Origin of the sequence: Mesorhizobium sp. M5C.F.Ca.IN.020.32.2.1 (genome assembly GCF_004023105.1) — a bacterium.
Classification (GTDB): Bacteria; Pseudomonadota; Alphaproteobacteria; order Rhizobiales; family Rhizobiaceae; genus Mesorhizobium; species Mesorhizobium wenxiniae.
Genome location: NZ_RZSX01000108.1, coordinates 1 through 10,784, shown reverse-complemented (window position 1 = coordinate 10,784; position 10,784 = coordinate 1). Strand labels below are relative to the sequence as shown.

At 61.3% G+C, this 10,784-nt stretch carries 11 protein-coding genes; 10 read left to right on the top strand and 1 reads right to left on the bottom strand.

The annotated features are described in order from the left end of the window. The first annotated feature begins 72 nt into the window (after nt 1-72). The 9 genes from EOA86_RS08095 to EOA86_RS39300 all read left to right on the top strand — a co-directional run bounded on the left by EOA86_RS08095 (nt 73) and on the right by EOA86_RS39300 (nt 8,217). A complete protein-coding gene (locus EOA86_RS08095) occupies nt 73-1,176 on the top strand; it encodes a glycosyltransferase (protein WP_128341176.1) in 1,104 nt (367 codons plus the stop codon). Continuing rightward, nucleotides 1,176-1,982, top strand: a complete 807-nt coding sequence (locus EOA86_RS08090; RefSeq protein WP_164891620.1) for a sugar phosphate nucleotidyltransferase — start codon at nt 1,176-1,178, stop codon at nt 1,980-1,982. Before EOA86_RS08095 ends, EOA86_RS08090 begins: the two co-directional genes overlap by 1 nt. A 2-nt stretch (nt 1,983-1,984) precedes the next feature. Further along, nucleotides 1,985-2,746 (top strand): TIGR04290 family methyltransferase, encoded by a 762-nt coding sequence (locus EOA86_RS08085; protein WP_065006874.1) that lies wholly within the window; start codon nt 1,985-1,987, stop codon nt 2,744-2,746. After that, nucleotides 2,739-3,671, top strand: a complete 933-nt coding sequence (locus tag EOA86_RS08080; protein ID WP_065006875.1) for a beta-xylosidase — start codon at nt 2,739-2,741, stop codon at nt 3,669-3,671. The genes EOA86_RS08085 and EOA86_RS08080 overlap by 8 nt, the downstream gene beginning before the upstream one ends. Nucleotides 3,672-3,771: 100 nt before the next feature. After that, nucleotides 3,772-4,530, top strand: coding sequence for a PIG-L family deacetylase (locus EOA86_RS08075; RefSeq protein WP_164891619.1), 759 nt, complete (start codon nt 3,772-3,774; stop codon nt 4,528-4,530). Next, entirely contained in the window at nt 4,527-5,591 is a 1,065-nt protein-coding gene (locus EOA86_RS08070; protein WP_127210148.1) for a glycosyltransferase, read from the top strand. Before EOA86_RS08075 ends, EOA86_RS08070 begins: the two co-directional genes overlap by 4 nt. A gap of 9 nt (nt 5,592-5,600) precedes the next feature. Then, on the top strand, nt 5,601-6,590 hold the full coding sequence (locus EOA86_RS08065; RefSeq protein ID WP_128341174.1) for a GNAT family N-acetyltransferase: 990 nt from the start codon (nt 5,601-5,603) through the stop codon (nt 6,588-6,590). Continuing rightward, on the top strand, nt 6,587-7,543 hold the full coding sequence (locus EOA86_RS08060; RefSeq protein ID WP_095519795.1) for a class I SAM-dependent methyltransferase: 957 nt from the start codon (nt 6,587-6,589) through the stop codon (nt 7,541-7,543). Before EOA86_RS08065 ends, EOA86_RS08060 begins: the two co-directional genes overlap by 4 nt. A gap of 491 nt (nt 7,544-8,034) precedes the next feature. After that, nucleotides 8,035-8,217, top strand: a complete 183-nt coding sequence (locus EOA86_RS39300) for a hypothetical protein (protein ID WP_095519796.1) — start codon at nt 8,035-8,037, stop codon at nt 8,215-8,217. Here EOA86_RS39300 and EOA86_RS08050 read toward each other — a convergent pair whose 3' ends face one another. Continuing rightward, a complete protein-coding gene (locus tag EOA86_RS08050) occupies nt 8,218-8,781 on the bottom strand; it encodes a sigma-70 family RNA polymerase sigma factor (RefSeq protein WP_095519945.1) in 564 nt (187 codons plus the stop codon). Between the two features lie 351 nt (nt 8,782-9,132). Here EOA86_RS08050 and EOA86_RS08045 point away from each other — a divergent pair. After that, nucleotides 9,133-10,784 (top strand): catalase (locus EOA86_RS08045; protein ID WP_128341173.1); only part of this gene is annotated, 1,652 nt, incomplete at its 3' end.

Here is a 10,784-nt window from a genome sequence, read left to right as displayed (position 1 = left end):
CCACGGTCGTATCCGGTGACTGGGGCTCCAAGCTGATCCGATTGAACGAGCCCGCCTGACGAGGACAGCCGGATGCGAATGGTCATTTGCGGTCTCACCGTCACCTCCTCGTGGGGAAACGGACACGCGACGCTGTGGCGCGGCCTGATCCGGGCGCTGGGCGGGCTGGGCTGGTCCGTCACCTTCTTCGAACGCAACACTCCCTATTATGCCGGGGCGCGCGACCTTGATCATCTCGATGGCGGCAACGTCGTTCTCTATCCGGACTGGGAAGACATTCGCCATGTCGCGGAACAGGCTATCGGGCAATCGGAGGTCGTCATCGTCACGTCCTATTGCCCCGACGCCGTGGAGGCATCGCGCCTGGCGCAGCAGACCTGTCGCGGGCTGAAAGTTTTCTACGATCTGGACACCCCGGTCACACTCGCCCGGATCGAACAAGGTCTACGACCGGCGTATTACGGGCCCGAAGGCCTTCGCGATTTCGACCTCGTCCTGAGTTATACGGGGGGAACCGCAATCGATGCGCTGAAAACTCTGCTGGGTGCGCGCCGTGTCTTGCCTCTCTATGGTCATGTCGATCCCGAGCGACACCGGCCAGCAGAGCCCCGGGCTGAATTTGCCGGAGATCTATCCTATCTTGGAACTTATGCGGCTGATCGCCAGGCCGGCGTCGAAAAGCTGCTGGTCCGCACGGCAGCGCGCCTGCCGGACCACCGTTTCGTCATCGGCGGCGCCCAATATCCGCACGAATTTCCGTGGGGCGAAAACATCTTCTTTGTCAGGCATCTTCCGCCTGCGGATCATCCGGCCTTCTTTTGCTCATCGCGTCTGACGCTGAACGTGACCCGCGAGGCGATGGCCAAGAGGGGCTGGTGTCCTTCGGGCAGGCTGTTCGAGGCGGCAGCCTGCGGCGCGGCGATCGTGAGCGACACCTGGCCAGGCCTGAGCAGTTTTTTCCAACCCGGCAGCGAGATCATCCTGGCGGACACCACCGACGACGTGGTCGCGGCAGTCTGCTTGTCCGACAGTGACGTCGACGCAATCCGGCGCCGTGCGCGCGAGCGGGTGTTGGACGAGCACACCTCTGCGCAGCGCGCCAGGGAACTGGACCGCCTCCTGTCCGATGCATTGCAGGGCTTGACGGCGGGCGAGCCGTTGAAGGAAGCAATCTGATGTTGGGCATCGTGCCCGCTGCCGGCCGCGGCAGCCGCATTCAACCGCTCGGCTTCTCGAAGGAGCTCCTGCCGGTCGGCAGCCGCATCGACGGCCAGACCGAGCGCCCGTGCGCGGTGAGCGAATATCTGGTGCGTCGCATGGTGCGCAACGGTGTCGACAAAATCTGCTTCGTCATCGGATCGGGCAAATCGGACATCCTCGAATACTATGCCGCCGGCTACGGCGACGCCGCCGCACTGTTCGTCGTACAGCCCACTCCCGTCGGTCTTTGCGATGCGATCTTCCGCGCCGCCCCGCTCGTCGCACCGGACGAGACGGTTCTGATCGGCCTGCCCGATACGATCTGGTTTCCGGAAGATGGCTTCTGCCGCCTACCGGACGACCGGCTGTCGTTTCTACTCTTCCCGGTGGATCACCCCGAACTCTTCGATGCCGTCGTTCTCGACCAGGGCGACCGAGTGAGGGAGATCCAGGTCAAGCAACAAGACGCCGCATCGAACTGGATTTGGGGCGCGTTCAAGATGCCGGGCCGCATACTTCACCAGCTTGCCGCGCTTTGGCGCGAGCGGAATCAAAGCGACGAATACGTCGGTACACTCATCAATGCCTATCTGGCGGCCGGCGGCGAGGCTTACGGCGTCAAGGCAGGCACCGCCTATGTCGACGTCGGCACTTTCAACGGCTACCGCACGGCACTTCGGCTGCTTGAGAACAACGACCCTAGGTTGGAGGACCCGAAAAACCTCATGTTCGCGCTGCGAGGGCAGTCGCAGATACCAAGCCATCCAGGCGAAGGAGGCTAGCCATGTTGCATTCGAACGCGGAAATCCGTCGCCGCATCGATGCCCTTGGCCCGTGGTTTCACAACATGGAGCTGGCAGGCGTCGAAACCGCCCCCGACCATTTCCTCGGCAACTACCCGCTGATCAAATGGCGCAAGTTCGCCGACGCCATTCCTGCCGATCTGTCCGGCAAGGCCGTGCTCGACATAGGCTGCAACGCCGGCTTCTACTCGATCGAGATGAAACGACGCGGCGCCGGCCGCGTCCTCGGCATCGATTTCGATGAAGCCTATCTGGCGCAGGCGCGCTTCGCCGCCGAGATCGCGGACTGCGACATCGAATTCCAGCAACTGTCGGTCTACGACGTCGGCGCGCTGCGGGAGAAATTCGACATCGTCCTGTTCATGGGTGTGCTGTATCACCTGCGCCACCCCCTGCTCGCTCTCGATCTGATCCGGGAGCATGTCGCCGGCGACCTGATGATCTTCCAGTCCATGCAGCGCGGCAGCACCGAACTGCCTGCACTCGATGAGAATTATCCTTTCTCGACACACGATCTGTTCGACCGGCCCGAGTTTCCCAAGCTGCATTTCGTCGAGCATCGCTATGCCGACGACCCGACCAACTGGTGGATTCCCAATCGCGCCTGCACCGAAGCGATGCTGCGCAGCGCCGGCTTCGAGACCGTGCTGCACCCGGAGCAAGAGGTTTATTTCTGCCGCGCCGCCAACGAACCGGCCGGTGGAGGCGCCGTCTACCCGTCGAAAGGACAACTGCATGATTGAAGCTGCGATGATCTGGAACGAGCCGAACAACAAGTCCCATTGGGATCCCGAACTCGACCCCGACTGGAGCCGCTTCGCCAATATGGCAATGCTGGCCGCCGATGCCATCGCATCGGAAAACCCCACCGTGACCAAGATACTGGGCGGCATTTCGCCGATCGATGCCGATTTCATGGCGCTCATGAAGCAGTACGGCGCGCTGGATCATGTCGATGCCGTCGCCGTGCACGGCTTTCCGCTCGACTGGAACCTCTGGCAGATTCAGGAGTGGCCCCAGAAGATCGGCGAGATTTCGACCGTCACCGATCTTCCTGTATGGGTCAGCGAAGTTGGTGTGTCGAGCTTCGGTGCCGAGGAGGTGCAGCTATGGGGCTTGCGCCGGACCGCCGAACTGCTGCTCGGCAACGCCTCGCGCATACAATGGTACAGCCTCTACGATCTTCCGCGCGAATGGGGGGCAACGACACGCCATCGCGAGGCGGAAGGCTCCTCCTACTACCGCCACTTCTACATGGGCCTGCTACGCGAAGACGGTACGCCCAAACCCGCGCTCGAGGAATTCCTGCGTTACACGCCCGAAATGGGACTGGTGCAATGGTTCCACTTTGAAGATCCCCGGCTGGATGACGCCGTCGCGTGGATGAAGCGGCTGGGCGTCACCAATGTGCGCACCGGACTTTCCTGGGCCGATAGTTTTAGGCCGAATGCGCTGGACTGGTACGACCGGCAGATGGAAGCGCTTGCCGACTTCGACGTGACCATCACCTTCTGCTTCACTCCCGAGCACCGCGGAGTCATGCCGCATCACACCAGTCCGCCGCTAGTGCCGGAGGAATTTGCCGAGTTTTGCGCGACGATGACCCGCCGCTACGCTCCCGCCATGGCTGCCTCGCCAGTCAGAGCGGTGCGGGCTTCGGCAGCATGAGTGAGCAATGCAACACGCACCTGACAGATTCGGAACGCTTGCCGAATTCGCGGCCTTGCTGACAGGCGCTCCCCCGCACGGCTCTGACGGTGCTGAAATCATGATCGTTGTCGCGCATCCGGATGACGAGACCATCGGCATCGGCGGACATCTTGCCGGATTGCGCGGATCTCGCATCGTGCATGTCACTGACGGCGCGCCGCGAGACCTTGATGACGCGCGAGCGTACGGCTTCGAGACTTGGCAGGACTACGCCGAGGCCCGCCATAGGGAGTTGGAGACAGCGCTGGCGGCAGCGGAATTGCCGTCGACGGCCATGATCAGCCTCGGTTATCCCGACAAACAAGCCGCCGGGAATCTTGGCGCGCTCGCACGGGAGCTGACCGGCCTTTTGGCCGATCGCGATGTCAGTTTCGTCTGTACGCATCCTTATGAAGGCGGTCACCCCGATCATGACGCGACCGCCTTTGCCGTACATGCGGCTTGCCATTTGCTGCGCCGCGATGGACGCCCGGCGCCGGCCATCGTCGAAATGGCGTTCTATTGCGCCGGACCTGAGGGCGCAGTCCTCCAGGACTTCAACAGCGTTCCCGGCGGTGAGTGCATCGAACTCCACCTTACGGAAGCGGCCTTCGAACGGAAGCAGTGCATGCTGGCCTGCCACCGGACACAGCAACGGACGCTGGCGCCGTTTACGGCGCGCGTCGAACGTTTCCGGGTGGCGCTCACCTATGATTTCCTGGCGCTGCCGAACAACGGCAAGCTTTATTACGAGGCGCTGCCGCTCGGCTTCGAACCGGCGGTTTGGCTCCACGCCGCCGCCGCTGCACATGAGGAGCTTGGGCTCGGCCGGCCATGACCCTCACCGTCCTGAACGTCGCCTACCCTCTCGCGCCAGTCGGCCCCGATGCGGTTGGCGGTGCCGAGCAGGTGCTGTCGATGCTCGACCAGGCACTCGTGCGCGCGGGACACGGCTCCATCGTGATCGGTTGCCAGGGCTCCAAAGCAGCGGGCGTCCTCATCGAGACACCTGCTGAACCAGGCGTGCTCGACGATGCGGCGAAAAAACGGGCACAGCGCTCCCACCGCGCAGCGATAGACGTCGCACGCGCCCGTTGGCCGATCGACGTGGTTCATCTGCACGGCATCGATTTCGATGCCTATCTGCCTGGCCATGGCCCGACGCTTGTAAGCCTGCACCTGCCGCTCGATTGGTATCCGTCCGATGCTTTGCGCCCAATCCGTGACGATCTATGGCTGCACGCCGTCTCGGCGGCCCAACAGAGGACCGCGCCGCCGGGTGCCAAACTGGTTGCGCCCATTCCAAACGGCGTCGATATCGACGCGCTGAGCGGTCGGCAGTCCAAGCGCAACTTCGCGCTGGTGCTCAGCCGCATCTGCCCGGAAAAGGGCATCCATCTTGCACTGGATGCGGCCAAACAGGCTGGTGTGCCGCTGGTCATCGGCGGCAAGGTCTACCCCTATGAAACGCACACTCTGTACTTTCGTGACGAAGTCCAGCCGCGCCTCGACAAGCAGCGCCGCTTCCTCGGTCCGCTCGGCTTCACCGCCAAACGGCGCTTTCTCAATGCCGCCCGGTGCCTGGTCATTCCCAGCCTTGCCGCAGAAACCAGTTCGCTTGTCGCGATGGAGGCGATGGCCTGCGGCACGCCGGTTGTCGCCTTTCCAAACGGCGCGCTGCCGGGCGTGGTCGAACACGGCAGGACGGGCTTTCTGGTCAATGACGTCCATGAGATGGCGGGAGCCATAGTCGCAGCATCCCGCCTGGATGCCGAGATATGCCGGGCCGAGGCGCGGCGGCGCTTTTCGCTCGACCAAATGATTTCGTCTTACATGAACGCGTACCATGCGCTGGCAGAGCTTGGTGCCGGCCGCAGGCGCCTCGCGGCGGTGCAGTGAGCGGTTTTCATGCTCCGCTCCGAGACCATCGACGATCCGGCCGCCCTTGAGGCCCTGGCGCCGCGCTGGCGGGAGCTCTGGGCGCACAGCCGGACGGCGACGCCGTTTCAATGCCCCGCCTGGCTGGTGCCGTGGTGGCGCACATTCGCGCCCGGAGAACTGGCGACGATCGCCGTCTGGCGTGGCGACGATCTGGTGGGATTGGCGCCGCTTTATCTAGAACACACAACTTCCGGTTCGAAACTGCTTCCGGTCGGGATTTCGTTGAGCGACTATCTGGATGTCCTGTGTTTCCCCGGCATCGAAGCGGCTGTCGCCGCCGTCATCGCCGACCGGGCTCTTGCGATCAATTGGTCGCAATGGATTTTGCCGGATCTACCGGCGGGTGCCGCGGGTCTCGCCATAACCCACCCTGCACTGGAGGCGGGTCAACTCGCCGATCACGCTGCTTGTCCCGTGCTCTCGACTGCCGGGGACGAGGCGCTGGCGGTCTGCGTTCCGGCGCGGCGAAGACGCCAGTTGTGCCGCGCACATAAAGCCGCATGCAGGCGCGGCTGCGTTTCCATCATGTCGGCGCAAGCCGATCCCAAAACATTCTTCGATCACCTGGTCCGCCTTCACGGCGCGCGTTGGGCCGGACATGGCGACGGCGTGCTGGCCGACCCGGCTGCGGAAGAATTCCATCGACAGGCGCTTCCACTGCTTGCCGCGCAGGGCCTTGTGCGATGCTGGCTTGTTGCTATCGATGATGCGGTCGTCGGGGCCTATTACGGATTTCACCATCGCCACCGCGCCTACGCCTATCTTGGCGGTTTCGATCCGGCCTACGCCGATGAAAGTCCCGGCGCAATCCTCATTGGTCACGCGATTGCCGAGGCGGCTCGTGAAGGGGCGCGGGAGTTCGACTTTCTGCGCGGCCAGGAAACCTATAAGTATGGCTGGGGCGCCGTCGACCAATGGACAATGCGAAAGGTCTGGACGCGGAGCATCGCTCAATGAGCACGACCGGACGAAAATCATCGTCACAGGCCTCGACAGCAAGAATGGTGCTCGATGAGTGCATTGCCGACGGCGCCTGCGTCGAAGCCATCATCGCCAGACTGGCGCTTCGCTTCGCGACGGGGATCGATGCCGCAGAATTGGCTGATTTGGCGCTGGATATGCATTCGGCCGACCTTCGAAAACGAGACAGACTGGAGCGGATCGCCGACCTGCTTCGTCACCGGCCTGACATCTTTGCCATGCTGCGTGAAACAGGTGCGGCCGTTCGCCACGAACGTAATCAGGAGGAAACGGATGCCGCTGTCGTCAAGCGGCTGGCCGCCGGGTTCGATGCGGCGGCGATGATTTCCCTGCCTGCAAGCGTGCAACTGTCCTCCCTGGGCGACGAGGAGAGGCTTTCAGCCGCTACCGATGAGATCGTCGAATGGCTGGAAAGGCATGGCTTCACCGGCGCCGATCGGGACATACTGGACATTGGTTGTGGCATCGGCCGATTCGAAAGCGCGCTCTCCAGCGCGGCGCACCGGGTCGTCGGCATCGACATATCTTCGAAGATGATTTCGATCGCTCGAGAGCGATGTGCCAAGCTGCGCAATGTGGAACTGCGGCCGACCTCTGGTCTCGATCTTGCCGATTTCGGCAACGCAAGCTTCGATTGCGTGCTGGCTGTCGACAGTTTCCCCTATCTGGTACTGGCTGGCCTGGCGGAGCGGCATTTCAAGGAAATTGCGCGTGTTCTGAGAACGTCAGGCATGGCAGCACTTCTGAATTACTCCTATCGCGGATCGCCGGCGCTGGATCGTGCCGATGTTCACCGCCTCGCCGAAGCCCACGGCATGCAGGTCGTGGTTGCCGGCGAGAAGCCGTTCCGGCTGTGGGATGGCAATGCCTTTCTTCTTTCTGCATCCGACGGAACATTACGGCCCAATGATTGTTCGGGCGTCAAATAGAAAAGGCACCTGTGAGTGCCCACAATCCGAAGGAGGACTAGATGGCATCCGGCGGTAGACATCACCTCTGCCGTCAGGGTAAGGCGCCGGCGCGATGACCGATTTGGCCAAGGACAAGGTCGAGGAAACGCGGCCTTGTCAGAACAGAGCCTAGGAAGCAGCACACCGAGCGACGCCGGCTCGACGGCAATCGGATCAATTCCGATCAGTATCACGCCGCGGATCGGCTCTCTTAAGACTGACTGTTGCAACCGCTAACGCGAATCATAACCAGTGGCAGCAGAGGTCGCGAGAGTCGAATTATCGAGCGCACCCGGCAACATTGCCGGGGGAGAGGGAGGGGAAAGAATAGGCTTCCCCGACGAGATTAGCGGCTTCGAAACAATGCTGTGCAAGGGACGGCGCTGACGGCGAGGACGGCGCGTGAATCCTTGCAAACGCTGATTGCTGTCACCACACTGGTGAAGGGACCAATTCGTTAAGAGAACACTATGTCTCGCTCGAGCGACGATACCATCAGCCCGCAACTCCGGCTGGCAATAGACCGGAAGATTGCATCTCTGCTGACTGCCATCGAGCAGGAAAAGGTCCCCGGCCGTCTGACCAACCTTGCGATCCAACTGCAGAACGCGCTTGTCGAGAAGCGTCGATGCAAAGCAAAGAAAGTGGAATAGCTATCGACGCCTGTCGACTGCCAAGTTTCCCTGTGCTTCGGACAGGTGATTGCGTCTTTCTACCAATGTCTGCAACGAACTTTCGCCGAGGTGTTCCAGCACGCTGGCGCGCGCTCGGTTAAGGCGGCTTTTTACTGTTCCCACGGCGCAACCGCATATCTCGGCAGTTTCTTCATAGCTGACGCCAAGCACCCCGATCAGCATCAGGACCTCGCGCTGATGTTCCGGCAGCTTCTGGACCGCGCTAGAGACTTCCTTGCTCTGAACGGACCACTCCTGCGTCGCTTCCGAAATTGGGATTAGGGAGGCGCAGTCAAGCAGGCCGGGTTTTTCCCTGTCGGCGGCCTTAATGCGCGTATAATAGGTGTTGCGCATGATGGTGAAGAGCCATGACTTCATACGCGTTCCGGGCTCGAACTTATCGATGTTGGCGAGCCCTTTGGTCAACGTCTCCTGGACCAGGTCATCAGCATCGTCAGGAACACGGCAGAAGGTGCGGGCGAAGGCTCGCAAGGCAGGTATCAGGTCAACGATGGAAACGTCATCCGTTTCCTGGTTGGCCAAGGCGTAGCCCCTCGAGGACAATGGTCCAGCTCCCAGCAAGAATAAGTTGATGCACGCAGACCTAGCTAAATGCATGAAGGTTGGGTTCGTTCCGGACGTCGAAATAAGTCGCTAGAAAATCTTGGATTGGGCGAACGCACACCCGTCTCTGTGCGGCCGAGTTCTGTTGCAGTGAGGCCGCCCGATTAGAACACGGCCAGGGTCCGCCCGCAGTGGGCAGCCAGCGACGTCGATTCGCCATTGTTCCGCAAGCAAAGGCGCCAGTCTTTTACTGGAACAAAGCTGCGCATCGGCAGTTCGACGACCCTGAGCCGGTGGTTCCGGCCTTCATCCATCGAGGAGCGATAAACCATGGCCCAGTCCCGGCAGCGTTCAGAAACTCAGCCTGCAAGCAGTCGCGACCAAAATGTCGAGCGTGGAAACGGCGGTGAGTCTCACCAAACGGCGGAAGGCGAGACCCCTGTCCTCACCACTGCGCTCGGAACGCCTGTCTCGGACGATCAGAACACTCTGAAGATCGGCGAGCGTGGGCCATCGCTGATCGAGGATTTCCACTTCCGTGACAAGATCTTCCATTTCGATCACGAGCGGATACCCGAGCGGGTCGTGCATGCTCGCGGCTACGGGGCACACGGCTATTTCGAAACCTATGAATCGCTCGCTAAATACACGCGCGCCGACATTTTTCAGCGTGCTGGCGAAAAGACGCCGGTTTTCGTGCGCTTCTCGACAGTCGCCGGCAACAAGGGCTCGTTTGACCTGGCCCGCGACGTGCGCGGTTTCGCGGTCAAGCTTTACACCAAGGAAGGCAATTGGGATCTGGTCGGCAACAACATCCCGGTTTTCTTCATCCAGGACGCGATCAAGTTTCCCGATCTGATCCATGCCGCCAAGCAGGAACCGGACCGCGATTTCCCGCAGGCCCAAACTGCGCATGACAATTTCTGGGACTTCATCAGCCTGATGCCGGAATCGATGCACATGATCATGTGGATCATGTCGGATCGTGCGATCCCGCGCTCCTTCCGCTTCATGCAGGGCTTCGGCGTCCACACCTTCCGCTTCGTCAACGCGGACGACGAATCCACCTTTGTCAAATTCATCTGGAAACCAAAGCTTGGCATGCAGTCGGTAGTCTGGAACGAAGCGGTCAAAATCAATGGCGCCGATCCGGATTTCCATCGCCGCGACCTGTGGGAGGCGATCCAGTCCGGCAACTTCCCTGAATGGGAACTTACCGTACAGCTCTTCGATCAGGACTTTGCGGACAGCTTCGATTTCGACGTCCTCGACGCCACAAAGATTATTCCCGAAGAGATCCTCCAGCCGATCCCCGTGGGGCGACTGGTCCTGGATCGCATGCCGGATAATTTCTTCGCCGAGACCGAACAGGTTGCGTTCATGACGCAGAACGTGCCCCCCGGCATTGATTTTTCCAATGACCCGCTGCTGCAGGGACGCAACTTTTCCTATCTCGATACCCAGCTGAAACGGCTCGGCAGCCCGAATTTCACCCACCTTCCGATCAATGCACCGAAATGCCCGTTCGCTCATTTTCAACAGGATGGACACATGGCCATACGCAATCCGGTAGGCCGTGCCAATTATGAGCCAAATTCGTGGGGCATGGGTCCGCGCGAAGAACCCCAGCGCGGTTTCCGTTCCTTTGCCGATGCCGAGGAGGGCCAGAAAGTGCGGCTGCGGGCGGAAAGCTTCGCCGACCACTACAGCCAGGCGAGGCAGTTCTTCAACAGCCAGACGCCTCCGGAACAACGCCACATCGCGATGGCTTTGACATTCGAGTTGAGCAAGGTCCAAACACCGGCAATCCGCGAACGAATGGTCTCCCATCTGCTGAACGTCGACGAGGCTCTGGCGGCCACTGTCGCCGACAAGCTTGGGATTCGAAAGATGCCCAATCCGGCAGACGCTGCCGTGCCGCCGCGAGTCGACCTGGAGCCATCGCCGGCGCTCAGCATCATCGAAAACGGACCGGAGAGCTT

Bases quoted from the DNA above. Each gene is read 5' to 3' on its own strand.
- EOA86_RS08075 (WP_164891619.1), top strand. From the start codon at position 3,772: ATGATCGTTGTCGCGCATCCGGATGACGAGACCATCGGCATCGGCGGA.
- EOA86_RS08095 (WP_128341176.1), top strand. From the start codon at position 73: ATGCGAATGGTCATTTGCGGTCTCACCGTCACCTCCTCGTGGGGAAAC.
- EOA86_RS08085 (WP_065006874.1), top strand. From the start codon at position 1,985: ATGTTGCATTCGAACGCGGAAATCCGTCGCCGCATCGATGCCCTTGGC.
- EOA86_RS08065 (WP_128341174.1), top strand. From the start codon at position 5,601: ATGCTCCGCTCCGAGACCATCGACGATCCGGCCGCCCTTGAGGCCCTG.
- EOA86_RS08060 (WP_095519795.1), top strand. From the start codon at position 6,587: ATGAGCACGACCGGACGAAAATCATCGTCACAGGCCTCGACAGCAAGA.
- EOA86_RS08080 (WP_065006875.1), top strand. From the start codon at position 2,739: ATGATTGAAGCTGCGATGATCTGGAACGAGCCGAACAACAAGTCCCAT.
- EOA86_RS39300 (WP_095519796.1), top strand. From the start codon at position 8,035: ATGTCTCGCTCGAGCGACGATACCATCAGCCCGCAACTCCGGCTGGCA.
- EOA86_RS08070 (WP_127210148.1), top strand. From the start codon at position 4,527: ATGACCCTCACCGTCCTGAACGTCGCCTACCCTCTCGCGCCAGTCGGC.
- EOA86_RS08090 (WP_164891620.1), top strand. From the start codon at position 1,176: ATGTTGGGCATCGTGCCCGCTGCCGGCCGCGGCAGCCGCATTCAACCG.